The organism is Laspinema olomoucense D3b (assembly GCF_025370785.1).
GTDB classification, from domain to species: Bacteria; Cyanobacteriota; Cyanobacteriia; order Cyanobacteriales; family Laspinemataceae; genus Laspinema; species Laspinema olomoucense.
The window spans coordinates 17,737-36,251 of the sequence record NZ_JAMXFA010000031.1; the positions used below are offsets into that span (position 1 = coordinate 17,737).

The window sequence follows — 18,515 nt, forward strand, 5'->3', positions numbered from 1 at the left end:
ACTTTGGCTCGCAAACTCGCTCCATCAGCCTGCGATCGCCTCGGGGTCACCCACGGGAATCTGGATCTCAAATACAGTTCCTTCCCCTAATTCAGAATAGCAAATTAAATTACCATTGTGAGCTTCTTTAACAATTTGAAGGGAAATAGATAGCCCTAATCCTGTCCCTTTCCCCACCGCCTTAGTCGTAAATAAGTAATCAAAAATTTGGGATTGAACTTCCGGAGTCATTCCCTGACCATTATCGGCAATCTGAACTCGGATCTGTTGACCATCGGCACTCAATTTCGTATAAATCGTGATTTGCGGCCCTACATCGGGTGGCAAAATCGAATTTTCCCTGCCCTCTTCTAAAGCATCAATCGCATTAGCAATAATATTCATAAATACTTGATTAAGCTGGCCGAGATAACAGCGAATCCTCGGAATTTTTCCATAGTTTTTCACCACTTTAATCTCTCTGCGGTTAGGAGTGGCTTTGAGCCGATGCTGTAAAATCATTAAGGTGCTATCGAGTCCTTCATGGATATCGGCCAACACTTTAACACTGGTATCAGAACGGCAAAAGGTGCCCAGGGAAGTGCTGAGGTTAGAAATGCGATCGGTCCCTACCTTCATTGAAGCCAGCATTTTGGGTAAATCTTGTAACAGATACTCAATATCGATTTCTACCCCTTTGCGCTGAATTTCTTCGCCACTATTCGGAAACTTAGCTCGATACAATTCTAAATATTCAATTAAATGATAAACTGCTTCAGTCGCAATATCAATATTCCCCGCAATAAACCCCAAAGGATTCTTAATTTCATGGGCAACCCCCGCCACTAATTGGCCGATGGAAGAGAGCTTTTCCCCCCGGACCAATTGGAGTTGAGTCTTTTGCAGTTCTGCCAAAATTTGAGAGAGTTCGGCGGTTCTTTCTTCCACTCGTTGTTCGAGGGATTGTTTTTCATGAATTAATTCCCGGGTTAAGCGACGCAATTTAATATGAATTTTAATGCGAGCTAAGATTTCATCTTTATAAAAAGGTTTTGTAATATAATCAACTGCCCCGAGTCCTAATCCTTTGGCTTTTTCCAAATTATCAGAAATGCCCGTCATGAAAATAATCGGAATATCATGGGTTTCGGGAGCAGTTTGGAGGAGGTTACAAGTTTGGAAACCATCGAGTTCGGGCATGATGATATCCAGTAAAATTAAATCAACGGGATGAGTTTTGGCGAGGTCAATTCCTTTTCTACCTTGTTTAGCCAAGAGGACATCATAGCCCACTTCCGTCAAAAGAGAGTATAATAATTCTAAGTTAGTGAAGGAATCGTCAATTACTAACACTAACCCTATTTCCTCAGTGGTCATCACGGTGGCCTTCCTCTCTATTCAAATCGATTTGGGGTTGAGACTCAAGACTCAATATAAAAATAATATAAACTGAACAATATGGTTTTAGTCTCCTAAAACCGGAATGCGCTCAACGGATCGGGACCGTGTTTTATCGATTGTATAGGATTGGGGGACGGGAGGCTGTGATTTGTAACCGGGCGATCGCCCAGTGCAATGGTGCAAAATTAGATGCCAAGGACAAGAAACCGGGTTTCCCGGCCCAAATTTGGGGCTCTGATGCAGGGATTTTGTGCAGAAACCGGGTTTGTCTTCCCTAGAAGAAGCGGCAACTGGGTTTCCACCTCTGATTCGGGAGTAAAACCGGAGAAAAAACGCGATCGGGTGTACAGAACAAACCCAATCGCGTTTTTTAAAAATTCCAACGGGAAGCTAGTCCCTGAGAGAGGACTAAGGATTGACTTTCCACAATTTGATGGTGTCATCAAAGCTGCCGCTGACTAGGGTTTTGCCGCTTTTGCTAAAGGCGACTCCCACCCAATCGGTATGTCCCTTGAGGGTTCCGACTTGGGAACCTGTGTCCATTTTCCACAGCTTAATCGTGCCGCCGAGGTCTCCAGAGGCGAGGGTTTGGCCATCGGGGTTAAAGGCGACGGAGTGCACCTGTTCGGAATGACCCTTGAGGGTCCGGATGGGTAGGCCACTGCTAAAATCCCAGAGTTTGACGGTTTTATCCCAACTTCCCGAGGCGATGGTATTGCCATCGGGACTGAAGGCGACGGACCAGACGGCATCGGAATGTCCTAACAGGGTGCGGATCAGTTTGCCGGTTTGCCAGTTCCAGAGTTTCACAGTGCCATCGGTACTGCCAGAGGCAAGGGTTTGACCATCGGCACTAAAGGCAACGGACTGGACCTCTTGGGAATGACCGATGAAACTGCGAACTTCTGAACCGGCGAGTCCAGAGTAGTTGTTGGCATGGAGTCGCCAAACTTTGATGCTCTTATCGAAGCTGCCGGAGGCGAGACTTTGACTATCGGGACTGAAGGCGACGGAGAAGACTCCAGCTTTATGGCCCTTCAGGGTCCCGAGCAATTCCCCGGTTCTGAGGTCCCAAAGTTTGATGGTTTTATCCGCACTGCCGGAGGCGAGGAAGTGGCCATTGGGACTGACCGCGAGGGTCCATACTGGGTCAGAATGACCGCTGAGAATGCGAAGGGGAACGCGAACGTTATTGGTGCTAACGTGCCAGAGTTGAATAGTGCCATCGGTACTGCCGGAGGCGATCGTACTGCCATCGGGACTGACGGCCACGGACCAGACGGGTCCCGAGGCGATCGCCAAGGTCCGCATGGGTTGGACTGTGGACATCGGATAGCTAGACTCCTCGCGGAATGACGGGAGTGTGTAAGACAGTTCCGGATGTTTAAGCCGATACATCATCTGCGGCGGTGGCGGTGGCGGTTCCGAGGGTTCCTGCTGGAAACTCACCGGGACCGAAGTGGGTGCACGATAGCCGAGGGTCATAGACAAAACCGCGATCGCCGCCCCACCCACAAAGGTTGCTACCCGTTTGTTCGGCGGGGGTAAGACCGCTTCTAAGTTGGGAGCATTCAAAGCTTTGAGGGCTTCAGCACTGGAGGAATAGCGCTGATTGACATCCCGCTGCACCAGGGTATCGAGAACCCGGCTTAACTGAAGACTCACGGGTTGCGTGAGATATTCAGACCAGACCCAACTTTCCGTTTTAATGCTGTACAAATCAAAGGGCGGCAGTCCGGTTAACAAATGCAAGCAGGTGACACCAAGACTGTACAGGTCACTCCCTTGAACCGCTTGGCCTTTGGTTTGTTCGGGGGCGGCATATTCTGCCGAACCCAGGACCGTGGCGGAACTCCTCGAATTCATCCTTGTGGGATGTTCTACGGTGCCAAAATCAACGAGAATAATTTTGCCATCCCTGCGGCGACGAATGAGGTTCTCGGGTTTAATATCCCGATGAATCAACAAACTGTTGTGAACAAATTTCAACACCGGCAGAACATCGGTGAGAACTTGACGAATTTTTTTCTCATTAAAGGGGCCGCTTTCAGCGAGTTCAGCGGCTAAATTTTGGCCTTCGACATATTCTTGGATTAAATAGTGACTGGCATTATCTTCAAAAGAAGCATAGAGTTCGGGAATTAGCGGGTGCTGGGTCAGTTCATCCAGAAGCATGATTTCTGAGGTCAATGCTCTCGGGGATCCAGGAGTAGCCCCTCGGAATGGGGCGATCGCCTGGTCGCTTTTTCCGGAGAAAAACTGTTTAATCGCGCAACGAGGTTTCGAGGGTTTGTCTTCATCGACCGCTAAGAAGGTGCGGCCATATTTTCCCTGACCCAGGAGTTCCAAGCAGCGGTAGCGGCTTTTTAAAAGCAGAGGTTGCCCACAGCTAGAACAATGGTCAGCATAATGGGTATTTTCTGAATTTTGGCAATCGGGATTGATGCAATGAGTCATAATTCGCAAGCCCTTAGCACATTTAATCTATAATAAATCTTCCCAAGCATAACCTGCGTTTCCGGTGTCCGCCCGGGGTCGAATTAAATCCCGAGATCTGGGGAGTGAGTCCCTAGATTGCGGTCTTAATCCACAAGTCATGCACCCTGGAAGCGATTTCACTCCAGTCTATCCACAAGGGATTTGGGTTTGTCTGTTTTCTCTGATTTGGAGGGCGATCGCGATCGACGACGGAATACCTTCGCCCTTGGCTGATGCCTCATCCGGAATATCCCGTTACTTTATGCTCGTTTCTCTTCAATCGCCTCCCTCATTAGGGCGACTTTTCACCGAAGGCACTGCCTGGAAGGACGCAAGAGGTGGCTTTATTTTGTTAAGAAATGTTGCATTATCTTCCGGTTGACCTGAATCTTTGATTCCGGTCCTCCAAAAATAGGAGTGCCTTGCTCTTTGAAACCAGGACGAACTTCTGGCATCCCCAGTTTCATCGGATTTTTGTCTTCACCAGGACGGTGGACGATGCGAATATAATCCAAGAGTGATGGGGTTATTGCAGAGGCATCCCATTCTGTTCAACCCACTTGGTTCGAGCGTAAATTGCGAGTTCATCCCACTGACAGGATACCGGACTCGCTTCCCCCGGGGTCGGTTTGGATTTACCTTCTTTACTGGTGGTGTAGGGACGGGGTTTGAGAAGATCACAAAATTCTGGGGGTGGAGTTTTCAGCACCTTGGGCAGAATAACGTGGATACCTTCATGAATTAAGCCTTCCAGATGGAACTGTTCGGAAGACCCTAAGCACAATCCGATCGCCGGGCGATCGTCCCCGGTGACCACATACAGATTAGGGACTCGATTCAAAATATAGGCAATGAGTTCTAACTGAAAATCCGAGCCGTCGATCACTCTTTTATATAGAGAATAGGGATAAGTTTTTAAAAGGCAATCGACTCTATCTGATACCAATTTTAACGTTAAATTTACCAGTTTTTTGTCCATAATTAAACCCGTCAATTCCTGAATTGACAGTCTGTGGTTTTCTTCTTTAAAATTTTTACCAAAATTGACCAATTTCCCAAGAAGTTCACCCCGCATCTGGCAGAATGGACCAGCCCGGATAAAAGCTCAGAAATCTTACAGCCTTGGACGGCCCAGACTTCAACCCATAAGCTGTTTTGCCGAGGAGGGTGAAATCCCTGAAGTGGACAATCAAATCGCTTAAGCCTATTTTGCCATTTTTTATCTTTAGTTAGCCTTAAAAATTGTAAAAATAAAATAAAAGTTTAGGATTACTCTAATTTTTTCCATCAAAACTTAAGATTTTTTTAAGATGCTCACAATTACCCTTGAGGTTTTCAAATTTTACCCCGGGTTGATCTGAAGTCAAAAAACGCAGCCGGTTGGGAGTTGGGGTTCGTGGGGGGGAGGAATACATTTTGGGTGGGGTTTTGGCCCTAGATTTCGGACCCGAGGGGGTGGGATTCCCGTATTTAAGCAAGCAGAAGGGAAGAATGTCCTGGCGATCGCACCCCCATGAACAGTCATCTGGGAGTCAGATTCGGCATACTAATAGATAGAGATCATCCAACCCATCCCAAACCAACGTCTCAAAACCACCAAAGACCATGTATCGAAAACCAAAATCCTCGTCCCCCTTTAACTACACCTCCCTCGCGATTTTAGCTGGGGTTTTCGTGTTGGGAATCGGGATCGGTATTGCCTTTAGCTCTACCGCCAACTTTAGTCCAGAAAACGTGGCATCGCGGGAAGTCATCGATCGCAGCGCCCCTAACCCGGAACTCTGCATTCAATATGGAGCCAGTGCGATGGTGATGGATGCTCGCATCTTCGTCACCCTTAATCCCTTCAATGTCTATATATCCCAGCCCAAAATGCAGCCGGGGTGCGTACTGCGAACCAATACCTGGAATATTCTGGAGCAACGCAAACTGGTCACTAACGATCAGGTCCGTGACTGCAAAAATCGCATGAACACCTTTGGATTCACCGGCGCCTTGGAAAATACCCCAAGCATTAGTTGCATTTATCAGAATGACGCCGCTGGAAATCTGTTCTTCCAGGGATCTGGAGGCACCCCCGCAGAAACTGAACGCTTTTAAGGCGCAGTTGAATTTTGCGTTTTATAAAGGAAAGGACGCGGAGGTTGTTCCGCGTCCTTTTGCATTTTGAGCTGTGTTCATCCCACCTTTCTGAGGAAGGATTACCGCCAATGTTCACTTAAACGCACTGGGAGAAGTTGTCCGGGTTCGACAATAGCGGCGACATCGGAACGCAGAAGGGAGGTGACTGCACCAGCGGCGGCACCGCCTAATAGAGGCCCTCCAGCTAAACCCCCGAGGACTGCCCCAGCAACGGCCCCTAATGCGGAGTAGCTAATCGTTCTTCTCTGGGAAATATCGCGATTGCCGTCGAGGGGTTCCGATTCAGCGAGGAAGGGGATGGCACGACCTTTGAGGATGATGGATTGGGTCTGAAAGCGGATTTGGCCTTGATCGCGCACGAAACTGCCAATCACTGGTGTACCAACGGGGGCCACTAATTGGCCGGTGCGATCGTAAATGTCGGAATACACCAGCAGGACTTCTTGTCTGGGGAGGCGGTCTTCTAAGGCGATCGCCACGGAACCCGGATAGTTTAGAACCAAGACGGTTCCGGAAGAGAGCAACACATCCGGGGGAATATTCGTAGCGACTTCCTCCGGCATGGATGGGGGAGTTTCATCGGTTACAGGTTCGGGAGGAGTGGCGATCGCCCCGGTTGTGGGCAGGGGTTGTCCAAAGGCGAGGATACCATCAGTCTCTGGATTTACGGCGGTGGGTGTTTCAATAGCTGGATAGGTTGGTGGCGGTGAAATTTCTGATTCTACAGTCACTGGAATCGGGGTACTCGGCGCGATCGCCTCTTGAACCGAGGCACTTTCCACCGGGGGAACCGTGATTGTGGGGGCGCTATTTACACCCGTTGAGGTTTCCACCGGCAATTCAAAGTCTAAATCCTCGGTTACTTCCAGCGATCGGGCATCTTCCACAGGGATATTTAATTCTGAGAGTTGTGGAGGCGGTGGCGGTGGCGGCACATTCAGAATGGGCATTTGCTCCAGTTCTGAGTTAGCGTTAAATTCCGCCGATTCCAGGGTGGGTGCGGGCAAGGAAATAGCTGGGGGCTGATTCGCCGCAGATTGGGGTAACATCGGCAGGGTGCGAAGGTCCCCCCTCGATTGCGTGCTCGGTTCTGTTACTGTGGTGGGTAGGGACTCGGCCAATTGCACCGCCGGACGGACCACCCAGCGATTGCTTTGTCCGATCGCCGTGACGGTGACGGCATTGGCGTCGAGGGTAACTCCTGGTGCAAATTCCATGACAATTCGGGTGAGCCCAGATTCCATTTGAGCAATCCGAATTTCCCGGACAGTCCCTTGATAAGTTTCGGCGCTGGATTGTACAGGATTGTCGCCACTGGGGATATCGATCGCAATCCGCAGGGGGTCGGTGAGAATGGAATAGTCTGGGGTGACGCCCTCGGGGACGGTTATTTGCAGTTCGTTGGTATAGGGGTCAAATTCCCAGATTCTCAGTTCCGGTGCGGAGGCGATCGCCGGGATGGGGGAACGCAAGGGGAGATCGGAGGCGATCGCCAACCCTACCCTAGGCATGGAACTACAGAAAGTCGTCACTAACAGGACTGAGGAAAACCGCCGCGCTAATCTGGCTTTGTGCATGGCTTGTTAACAATTAGGTTAAAGGGATTTTTACGGGGCTAGGTTGAGATTTGAGATGCGGTTAGAGATAAATTAAATATTAAGAGTTTAAGGGACCGGACAAGGCACTCGCCTTTTGGGAATTGAGTTAAACTCTTATCCCATTTTTCCCTGTTTGTCAAGCGGTTAAATTCACTAAATTCTGTTGCAATGGAACCGGAGTATTAAGACTCAGGAAAAATTTCGCCCCTTGCTAAACATAGATAGGAGCAGCGCCCCTACAATCATCCCTAATCCGGTACTTGCGGCTAAGACAAGACCCACGGGAAGCTGAATCGAACTAAATCCCAAAAACAGCAAGGAAACCGGGGTAGCATTTTGGACCGAAACTAGGGCAATTGTCACTACCCAAATCGCGGCGATCGCACTCACTAAGGTTGGAATTAATTTGGTAATTGGCATAATGTTTTAACCTCTTTTACAGCAACAAACGGCAGGGATTTACACCCCCGCCGTTCCCTGGAAAATTACTACGCAGCAACCGGAGCCAGTTTATCGATTTTGGCCTGCATTTCTTGGCCGACTTTTTGGAGTTTTTCGGGAGAATTTGTTTCCATATAAACCCGAATCAAAGGTTCCGTTCCCGAGGGACGGAGTAACACCCAGCCACCATCTTCAAGATAGAGTTTAATCCCATCTTTGCGCCCAACTTCTTTGACCTGAATTCCCGCGACTTCTGTCGGGGGATTTTTCAGGTAAGCGTCGAGAACTGCTGCTTTGTGGGCTTCGGTCAAATGTAAATCCAGACGGTTGTTATAGAGAGGACCGCCCGCTTCGGCGATCACCTCTTCCACCAATTGACTCAGGGGTTTACCGGCGAAAGCGACTGCTTCAGCGACCAACATATCAGCCAGAATGCCATCTTTTTCGGGGATGTGACCCAAGATGCTCAAACCGCCGGATTCTTCACCGCCGATGAGCACATCCGTTTCCCGCATTTTTTCCCCAACATATTTAAACCCAACAGCGGTTTCATATAGGGTTAAACCGTATTTTTCCGCCAGGTTATCGAGCAAATGAGTGGTGGCAACAGTTCGGACAATTGCGCCTTTTTTGCCTTTATTTTGGAGCAAATGCTTTGCTAATAATAGCAGGATGGTATTTGGGGTAAGAACAGTGCCTTTCTCATCGACAATCCCGAAGCGATCGGCATCCCCATCGGTTGCCAAACCCAAATCGGCACCATCTTTTTTGACTGCATCTACCAACTCCACCAGCATTTCCCCTTTGGGTTCGGGCATTCCTCCCCCAAATAGGACATCGCGCCAAGTGTGGAAGCTTTCGGTTTCGCAACCGCAATGGTCTAAAACTAGGTCTAAATAGCCCCGGGAAGTGGAATACAATGCATCATATTTGACCTTGAGTTTCGCCTTGCGAATGGTATCCACATCCAGCAACGTGTAGATGAATTCCAAATAAGCGGGTTTAGGGTCAAAAATGGAAATTTTATCGGTATTCTTACCCGAGGGCGGTTCATCCGATGCCTTGGCAATATTTGCCACAATGGTATCGGTTATTTCTGGGGTAGCAGGACCCGCATAATCGGGGATATATTTAATGCCACAATAAGGGGCCGGGTTGTGGGATGCGGTGAACATCAACGCACCGGCAGTATTCAGATGGCGGGCATTATAAGCAATTACCGGAGTCGGACAATCCCGGTCCGTCATCTTGACAGTCCAACCCAAATCTACTAAGACTTCCGCCGCTGTTTGAGAAAATTGGTCGGCTAAAAAGCGGGGGTCATAAGCAATTAAAACGGGTTTATCTTTACTGTAGGCCGTTTCCAGATAAGCGGCGATCGCCCTCGTCACCTTCCGCACGTTGGCAAAGGTAAAATCTCGGGCGATAATCCCCCGCCATCCATCGGTACCAAATACGATTTCCTCTGAGGTGCCTGCTGCACTCATGTTTGCTAGTCTCTCTGAACGCACTTCACCCTAATAGTACAGGATTTGTCCTTGGTCATTTGTGGTTCGTCCTGGGATGGGGTGGGTGGTCCTGGGATGGGGGAGATGGGGAGGATGGGGGAGATGGGGAGGATGGGGGAGATGGGGAGGATGGGGGAGATGGGGAGGATGGGGAAGATAGGGAGGATGGGGATGGTAAACGACTGAAGTCGTGACGTCTAAGGCGGATAACGACTTCAATCAGTCTCCCCTATCTCCCCTATCTCCCCTATCTCCCCTATCTCCCCATCTCCCCTATCTCCCCTATCTCCCTATCTCCCCTATCTCCCCATCTCCCCTATCTCCCCTATCTCCCCTATCTCCCCTATCTCCCCTATCTCCCCTATCTCCCCTACCAGGGACTGCCAATTAAGGTGAAACTGGACCAAAAATAAGGATGAGCAAAGGAGAGACGTTGATTTTGCAATCCCGAAGGGAGGGTGACGCCGCCGCGAGTTCCAGTTCCGAGTAACTGTCCCCCTTCCATGCGGACTTCTCCGCGAATCATGGCAATTTGGGCTTCCCGTAAGGCTTCAGCTTTAATTTTGGCATCGGTGAGGTGGGTATAAAATTCGGTCATCAGTGCTAGAGTGCCTTCATCACTGACGTACCAGAGGGAGGCTAAGGCGGATTTGACCCCAGCTTGGACTGCTAACCCGGCAAACCCTAATTCGGCGCGTTCGTCCCCTAATGCGGTGCGACAGGCAGAAAGGACTAATAACTCGACAACGGGATTGTTCCAACCCATTTCGCGAATCCGATCGAGTTGCAGTTGGTCATCCCATAATTGAATATAGGACTCGCTGGGACTGCCGGACTTAAATTCGCCGTGAGTGGCAAGGTGAATGATGGGATAGGGATAGCTTTGCCGTTGCTGGAGTAAATTCTCCCGGGTAAACTGTTCGTTTATAAAGGCTTCTCCTTCCCATAAGCCATCGGCAATGGTAGTGAGTTCTACGGGAACTGCGGGTAAGGGGGACAGTTCGGTAAAGGTGGAGGCACCCATTGCTAATACCCTTGTATCCTGTAAGGGACGATAGGTGGTATCAATCAAGCTGACGGAGGGAATCTGACTCAAACTATATTTTTCGACGAGAAACTGTTCCCCATCATGTAAGGCAGCGACGGGTAAAGAACGCAATCCTGCATCCATGCTGAACATGAGGGTATTAATCCCTGCGGCTTCTAGGTCCGAGGCGATGGGAGCAATCAGCCAATTATACAACTGCTGGGCGGATTTTAGATAACTCTTGGAATTGAGGCGTCGTGGGTTGGTGAGTTCACTGCGAAACTGCTGGACGACTTCTAAAAGTTGTTCTCGCGGTGCTTCGGGAATGGTTTTGCGGATGGGTTGTCCATCTGCGGTAAACAGGATCAGTTCCAGTTGGCTGGGTAAGGCGCTGATGTAAACCACGGCAAAGTGATAGCCGGTTTCTGCGGTAATTTTGACTAAGGCATCCTTCAAGGAGGCGCTGTTCATTAATCCTTCGGAGAAATTAGTCCCGAAATACTCGCTATATTCGTCATCCCGGCTTTGTTCGAGGGAGGCGACGGCATCGCCTCCAGCAACTGTTAGGGGATTGCTGGTGATGGCGTTGAGAGCGTGCGCGATTTGTTGAGTGGTAGAGGTGCGATCGCTGATGCTATCGGTTACACTTTTGAGGTCGCTGATCCCGATCGCCTGCATCATACTGTTGAGGGTACTATTATTTTGCAACCCTTGGAGTTCAATGAGATCGCTGTTACCTATGCTTGTGATGGCAAGGCTGTCTCCGGTCCTTGATAAGACTTGCTGCAATTCAGTATTCTGTTGGACTAGGCTTAAGTTCATTCCTGGATCTACCGTCAACACGGGATTGCGTGGTTCCGTTGCGGTAGGATTCCCCCCTTGCTGGGCGGGTGGCAGCACGTTACTCTGCTCAATTCGGGGTGCTACAAACGCACGGACTGCTTCGGTAGGTGCGATCGCACTTCCTTCAGAAATATCCAGTTGTCCGCCATTCGTCACCACAGTTCCGGTATTCACCTCTCCCGTCTTACTGTTGAGTTCGATATTTCCACCCCCCAAGGCTCCTGTTGAGGTCACATTCCCCGTGTTAATCTCTCCCTCAGCATAGAGGCTAATATCTCCAGCGGTTCCGGTTCCCGCTATACTTTCAATATTGCCGGTGGTAATCGTACCCCGGCGACTTTCGATTTGGATGTTACCGCTATTGTTTCCGCCGATGGAGCGAATGTCTCCGGTGAGTATATCCTTCTCGGCATTAACAGCAATATTCCCCGAATCACCAGTGTGAGCAATGGTTTCAATATTGCCGGTGGTGACGCTTCCGGAATTGCTATTAACCTCAATGTTGCCACTATTTTGACTAGCTTCGGACCGAATGTCTCCGGTGATTACATCTTTTTCAGCATTGACGGCAATATTGCCGGAATCACCATTGTGAGCAATGGTTTCGATGTTGCCGGTGGTGACAGACCCTTCGCTACTGTTGACGGCAATATCCCCGCTATTTTGACCGCCTTCGGACCGAATGTCTCCGGTTTGAACATCTCCTGACCCTTCAACAATGATATTGCCGGAATCGCCGGTTTCGGATGTGGATTCAATATCCCCAGTGAGTACGGAACCATCTTCCGCAATTACGGTAATATCCCCGGCACCTTCTGCACCGGATGAGCGCAGTTCGGCGGTTTGAATGTTCCCGGAGGTGCTAAAGGTATTTAAGGTGATATTCCCCGAAGTACCAGAAGGGGCGAGAGTTTGGATTGCGCCGGTGGTAATGGTACTGGCGTCACTGATGATGGTGACGTCGCCACTTTCTAAGTTGCCAAAGGAGGCAATGTTGTTCAAAGTGACGCTACCACTGGCGGAGAGATTGACATTCCCCCCGGTGCCGTTGCTGGAATAGGTGGCAATGTGATCGATGTTGATATTGCCCTCGGGGGCTTGGATGGCGATCGCACCTCCGCCACCGTTGCGGGTACTGGAAAACATTACGCCGGTTGTGATATCTCCGATGCTATTTCCCAGGGTAACATTTCCGCTGCCTTCTCCCGCATAAGAACTGATATGACTGGTGGTAATTTGGTTACGGGCATTTAAAGTGATATTGCCTGCGGTGCCATTGGCGGAATAGGCGTTAATATTGGCTTGGTTATGTTGGAAGGCATTGGCGACTTCCGGGGAAGAAACATCGCCATCTAGGGCAATTTCTGCTTCCCCCGATAAGTCTCCTGCGGTGGTATTGATCGCCCCGCTGCGACTAATCAGCGAAATTTCTCCCCCGAGGGAGGTACTGGCATCATCTAAGGTAAAGCTGCGAATAAATCCGGTTTTGATGTCCCCTTCGGCGGTTACGGTAATTTGTCCGGCATTGCCATCCCTGGAATAGGAGTCTAGGTTACCCCCACTGGCATCGACGACGCCTGTGGTACTTTCTAGGCTAATACTTCCCCCCTGTTGTGCACCTTCGGACCGAATCCCATTTGTGGTAATATCCGCATGGGCAGACAGGTTCACGGTTCCGGCAGTCCCAGTTTCGGAGTAAGAGTTGAGGGAACCATCGGTGGCGATCGCCCCAGTATTGCTATTGATGGTAATATCTCCGCCTTCTGTATAGCCTTCGGAGCGAATCGTAGATGTGATAATATTCCCCGGTGCGGTGAGGGTGACATTTCCAGCCGTTCCCCCACTGGAGTAGGAATTTAATCCGCCACCACTGGCATCGATCGCCCCTGTGGTGCTGGTAATCGCGATACTCCCCCCCTGTTGCGCCCCTTCCGAACGAATGCCGTTAGTGGTAATATCGGTATTAGCAACAAGGCTGAGTGTACCTGCGGTTCCGGTTTCTGAGAAAGAATCGAGAGAACCGGGCGCGGCGATCGCACCCTCGCTACTATTTACGGTAATGTTCCCGCCTTGGGTATATCCCTCGGAACGAATCGCACTGCGACTGGCATCGCCACCCAAAATCAGGCTATTTCCTACGGCAATCGTCACATCTCCGGCTGCACCTGCACTGGAATACGAGTTAAGGGTTGCCTCACCCAGATTCAATGTACCGCCACTGGTAATATTGATCGCTCCTCCTTGTTGTGCTGCATAAGAAGCCAGATGATTGCTGTTAATATTTCCCTGGGGTACATTTAGGGTAATACTCCCCCCATTGCCATTTGCTGACACGGAGAAAATTACGTTGGTTGTGATATCTCCTAAGCTGCTGTTGAGGTTGACATTGCCGCTATTTGCTGCTCCAAATGAGCTAATATGACTGGTTGTAATTCCATTCGCTGCCGAGAGAGTAATGTTTCCTCCGGTGCCATTGGTAGCATAGGCATCCAAATTGGCAAACTGTGATGCAAAGCTATTAGAAATCTCTGCGATCGCTGCATTGGGAGCAATTATTGCTTCGGACAATAATGTTCCCCCCGCCGTGGTATCTATCGCCCCCGAATTGCTGGTGATGCTAATATTGCCGCCTTTTTTGGTTTCATCCCCAAATGTCCAACTTTGGATATAATTGGTGACAATATTTCCCGCCGCTTCAAGGGTTACATTTCCCGCATTGCCTTGATCCGAAGTAGAAGTTAAAGCTGCAAGGCTGGTATCAATTTCACCGGCATTACTCGTCAAGGTAATGCTTCCTCCCTGTTCCCCGCCTTGGGAACTAATATCAACAGTGGTAATGTCAGTATTGGCGGTTAAAGCGACATTTCCCGCAGTCCCAGTTTCGGAGTAAGAGTTGAGGGAACCATCGGTGGCGATCGCCCCAGTATTGCTAGTGATGGTAATATCTCCGCCTTCTGTATAGCCTTCGGAGCGAATCGTAGATGTGGTAATATTCCCCGGTGCGGTGAGGGTGACATTTCCAGCCGTTCCCCCACTGGAGTAGGAATTTAATCCGCCACCACTGGCATCGATCGCCCCTGTGGTGCTGGTAATCGCGATACTCCCCCCCTGTTGCGCCCCTTCCGAACGAATACCGTTGGTGGTAATATCGGTATTAGCAACAAGGCTGAGTGTACCTGCGGTTCCGGTTTCTGAGAAAGAATCGAGAGAACCGGGCGCGGCGATCGCACCCTCGCTACTATTTACGGTAATGTTCCCGCCTTGGGTATATCCCTCGGAACGAATCGCACTGCGACTGGCATCGCCACCCAAAATCAGGCTATTTCCTACGGCAATCGTCACATCTCCGGCTGCACCTGCACTGGAATACGAGTTAAGGGTTGCCTCACCCAGATTCAATGTACCGCCACTGGTAATATTGATCGCTCCTCCTTGTTGTGCTGCATAAGAAGCCAGATGATTGCTGCTAATATTTCCCTGGGGTACATTTAGGGTAATACTCCCCCCATTGCCATTTGCTGACACGGAGAAAATTACGTTGGTTGTGATATCTCCTAAGCTGCTGTTGAGGTTGACATTGCCGCTATTTGCTGCTCCAAATGAGCTAATATGACTGGTTGTAATTCCATTCGCTGCCGAGAGAGTAATGTTTCCTCCGGTGCCATTGGTTGCATAGGCATCCAAATTGGCAAACTGTGATGAAAAGCTATTAGAAATCTCTGCGATCGCTGCATTGGGAGCAATTATTGCTTCGGACAATAATGTTCCCCCCGCCGTGGTATCGATCGCCCCCGAATTGCTGGTGATGCTAATATTGCCGCCTTTTTTGGTTTCATCCCCAAATGTCCAACTTCGGATATAATTGGTGAGAATATTTCCCTCAGCTTGAAGCGTTACATCTCCGGCATCTCCTCGAGTGGAATTGGAGATTAGAGGTGCTGCACTGGTATCGATCGCACCATCATGACTCCGGATCGCAATGCTTCCCCCACCGTCAGAACCATAGGACTCGATATTGCCACTAGCAATATCGCCTAGAGCTTCTAAAGTAATATTTCCCCCAATACCGCCATCCTCGCTGCTATTGAAAGAGTTGAGAGAACCCGCACGGGTATCGATCGCACCCGAGTTGCTGATAATGTTAATATCACCTCCTATATTCGAGCCGTAGGACTCGATATCGCTGGTGGTCACATTATATTCAGATTCTAGGGTAATAGTCCCGCCAGTTCCACCCGGCCCATTATTGTAGGATGAAAGCGTTCCCAGCGTTGTATCAATCAGCCCATTACTGCTAATTATTTTAATCTTACCTCCTATATTCGAGCCGTAGGACTCGATATCGCTGGTGGTAATATCCCCCTGTGCTGCTAGGCTAATATCACCTCCCGCGCCCATACTTCCAGTAGTGTAGGAAGAAAGCGTTCCCCATGTCGTATCAATCACCCCATAATCACTGGTGATCGTGATCTCACCTCCATTTACCCAACCGGAGGAGCGGATGTTACCTGTGGTAATATCGCCCGGTGCGACGATAGTAATATTGCCGCCGATTCCGTACTCATAACTATGTCCAGTAGTGTAGGAAGAAATCGTTCCCGCCGTCGTATCGATCGCACCCCATTCGCTGGTAATGTTAATGTGACCGCCCAAATTTTGTCCGTAAGAAGAAATCTCCGAGGTGACAATATCTCCCAGAGCGGTTAGGGTAACATCTCCCGCGTCTCCAGCATTGGATTGAGATTGTAGATTCCCCACTGAAACTGTCCCGGCAGTTGCAGTTAGCCTAATATTTCCCCCGATCAGATTTCCCGCAGAATTGATACTTCCGGTGCTAATATTTCCTGCTCCCGAAATTGTAATCGAGCCTCCATACTTAGCATCATCAACTCCTTGATTACCCGCGTTGAGATCTCCTACGGAAATATTGCCCCCGGTGATGATAATATCTGCCCCTCCCTGGGACTCCGACAACGGCACGTTGGCAAATGTTTCTATATGTCCCGTTTGAATATCGCCCCCATTTGCATTAATATCAACCGTGCCTCCATCTCCGTTATAGTAAGTGTACGCTTCTAAATTACCCGTCACAATCGTGCCGCCGGTTTCCGTGAGTTCTAGGATAATATCTCCGGCGTCTCCATTAGCGCTCATACTTCTAATGCGACTGATATCGATACTCTCTTGCGCCGTTAAGGTGACATTTCCACCGGGGCCATCTTGTCCCGTTGCCCAGTCTTCAGTGCGGATTGTCCCAGCAGTAATGCTGACTCCATAAATGGTTACGGCTCTTTTTCCGGCTAAAATGCTATCCCCTTCATTCATGGAGAACGAACCCGATCCATCCCTATCAGCATCTGCATTAAAGGTAATAGCACCCTCACCAGATTTAAAGGTTAATTCGTTATCGCTTAAATCTTCAATAGTAATATCATTACTCGCTTCTAAGGTAATATCGGCATTGCCCTCCAAACTTTCCAGTTTCTGTTCGGAAATGGTAAAATCTCCGGTACCCTCTAAGCTAAAAATGTTAGAATCGTCGAGTTCGCTATCCTCCGCACCACCATTACCATCCACGATAATAATATTTTCCGGATCCAGCAGCAAACTTCCTAAGTTGCCATTGGGCGCACTCACATCTACATTTCCTCGGAATATTAGGTTTTGCTTGCCCGATACTTCCACAAATCCGCCATTGCCACCCGCTGCACCGCCTCGGGCGGTAATATGACCATCAAAGCGGGTTGTATCATCGGCCCATAAAATCACCCGTCCGCCATCTCCGACGGTTCCAGCATCGGTATTCAGGGTGGAATCGCTACTGACGAAGGTGTATAAGGCGGTGGGAATGGGACCTTGGCCTCGATATTCACCGCCGAGGAGGATTGTGCCTCCCCCCTGGATGCCGGAGGCGTTAATCTCACTAGCGATCGCCCCGACTTTTTCACCCAAGACTTGGACGGTCCCGCCGGTTTCTCCGGATACATCTAATGTCCCCGAGGCGATCGCCGTTCCCCCTGTCATCGGGATTGCGGGTCCCGAACTTGTCAGGGCGATCGTGCCATCGGGGTTCACCTGCACCTGATTGGCATGAGTCGTCCCACCCCCTGTCAGGAGTTCCGGTAATGAAACCGGCATCAGGGAGGTGGGGTCACTCTGTGCATTGCTCACTTCTAAACTGAGCAAATGTCCCGCCTGCGAAATCCGAACTAGACTTTCTCCGGGGACTGCCGCCAGGGTAATGGTCCCACCGGGACTAGAAAGGGTGCCGATGTTGAGGACATTACCCCCTAACAAGGTTAAATTCTGTCCCGGTTCTAAAGATAAGTTCCCAAGGTTGACAATACTCCCGGGTTGTGATATAGAAAAATTAAAAGCACTGGGGGTTCCCACCAGTGCTGCATAATTGTTATCCCCAAATCCGTTAAACCAAGACTCTCCCAATCCTATCGCGGTGGCGGTGGTGGCGGTAAAGTCGCCCATAACGTTGAGTTGGGCATTGGCACCAAATAGGATGCCTGCGGGATTCATTAAAAATAGGTTGGAGTTGCCTCCAGTAATTTGAATTAAACCATTAATATAAGAAGCATCACCCCCGACAACTCGTCCGAGGATATTGCGAATTTCGGGGTTAGATAAAAAGTTGGCAATTTGGCCCTGAGATAACCCGAATTGCTGGAAACTGTGGAACAGATTTGCGCCATCTTGACTCAGGGAACCGCCGCTGATATCAAGGCGATCGCCCTCGGGGGTGACTACAGTATTCGTCCCATCCGCTGCGGGTGTGATGGGTTGTGCCGAAGCTGGAGTTAGGGGAGATAAGCTGCCGAGGAGGGAAAAAATCACCAACCACTGAAACGTGATTTCATCGAGTTTCATCGTCTAAATCTCTCGGGATGCGAATGGATAAATTAGAATCTGCTAAAAATCGACAGAGTAAATGCCAATTCGTTCCCCTGATGGCTGGATTTTGGAGCTATTCCACCCAATTGGACAAGGGGTGCAAGCTAAGGGGGTTAATTCACTCCGGAATCTGAGGAATGAACGACAAGCTGCACCCCCACCTCGTCCTCTCGATAGAGGACAATTTTAGTAGAT

10 protein-coding genes are annotated in these 18,515 nt (G+C 49.7%); 2 read left to right on the top strand and 8 right to left on the bottom strand.

Translation table 11 applies throughout. The features are described from left to right. Window positions 1-24 precede the first annotated feature (24 nt). The 4 genes from NG792_RS20255 to NG792_RS20270 all read right to left on the bottom strand — a co-directional run bounded on the left by NG792_RS20255 (window position 25) and on the right by NG792_RS20270 (window position 4,837). Window positions 25-1,356, bottom strand: coding sequence for a hybrid sensor histidine kinase/response regulator (locus NG792_RS20255; protein ID WP_261200140.1), 1,332 nt, complete (start codon window positions 1,354-1,356; stop codon window positions 25-27). Between the two features lie 432 nt (window positions 1,357-1,788). Then, window positions 1,789-3,837: a serine/threonine-protein kinase gene (locus tag NG792_RS20260; RefSeq protein WP_261200130.1), complete on the bottom strand. Its 2,049-nt coding sequence runs from the start codon at window positions 3,835-3,837 to the stop codon at window positions 1,789-1,791. 365 nt (window positions 3,838-4,202) lie between these two features. Further along, window positions 4,203-4,373 (bottom strand): hypothetical protein, encoded by a 171-nt coding sequence (locus NG792_RS20265; protein WP_261236589.1) that lies wholly within the window; start codon window positions 4,371-4,373, stop codon window positions 4,203-4,205. 11 nt (window positions 4,374-4,384) lie between these two features. Then, window positions 4,385-4,837, bottom strand: coding sequence for a late competence development ComFB family protein (locus NG792_RS20270; RefSeq protein WP_261236590.1), 453 nt, complete (start codon window positions 4,835-4,837; stop codon window positions 4,385-4,387). Window positions 4,838-5,463: 626 nt separating this feature from the next. Here NG792_RS20270 and NG792_RS20275 point away from each other — a divergent pair. After that, window positions 5,464-5,958 (top strand): DUF3172 domain-containing protein, encoded by a 495-nt coding sequence (locus NG792_RS20275; RefSeq protein ID WP_261200127.1) that lies wholly within the window; start codon window positions 5,464-5,466, stop codon window positions 5,956-5,958. A 101-nt stretch (window positions 5,959-6,059) separates the two neighbouring features. On the opposite strand, the gene NG792_RS20280 is transcribed toward NG792_RS20275, so the two are convergent. The 3 genes from NG792_RS20280 to NG792_RS20290 all read right to left on the bottom strand — a co-directional run bounded on the left by NG792_RS20280 (window position 6,060) and on the right by NG792_RS20290 (window position 9,526). Beyond that, complete coding sequence (locus tag NG792_RS20280; protein WP_261236591.1) at window positions 6,060-7,577, bottom strand: AMIN domain-containing protein; 1,518 nt, start codon at window positions 7,575-7,577, stop codon at window positions 6,060-6,062. Between the two features lie 210 nt (window positions 7,578-7,787). Next, entirely contained in the window at window positions 7,788-8,018 is a 231-nt protein-coding gene (locus NG792_RS20285) for a LapA family protein (protein WP_261200125.1), read from the bottom strand. A gap of 68 nt (window positions 8,019-8,086) precedes the next feature. Then, window positions 8,087-9,526 (bottom strand): phosphoglucomutase/phosphomannomutase family protein, encoded by a 1,440-nt coding sequence (locus NG792_RS20290; protein WP_261236592.1) that lies wholly within the window; start codon window positions 9,524-9,526, stop codon window positions 8,087-8,089. Between the two features lie 2 nt (window positions 9,527-9,528). Here NG792_RS20290 and NG792_RS20295 point away from each other — a divergent pair, with 2 nt between their 5' ends. Continuing rightward, entirely contained in the window at window positions 9,529-9,741 is a 213-nt protein-coding gene (locus NG792_RS20295; protein ID WP_261236593.1) for a hypothetical protein, read from the top strand. A 176-nt stretch (window positions 9,742-9,917) separates the two neighbouring features. Here the strand turns inward: NG792_RS20295 and NG792_RS20300 are convergent, their stop codons facing one another. Continuing rightward, complete coding sequence (locus tag NG792_RS20300; RefSeq protein ID WP_261236594.1) at window positions 9,918-18,296, bottom strand: CHAT domain-containing protein; 8,379 nt, start codon at window positions 18,294-18,296, stop codon at window positions 9,918-9,920. Between the last annotated feature and the right edge of the window lie 219 nt (window positions 18,297-18,515).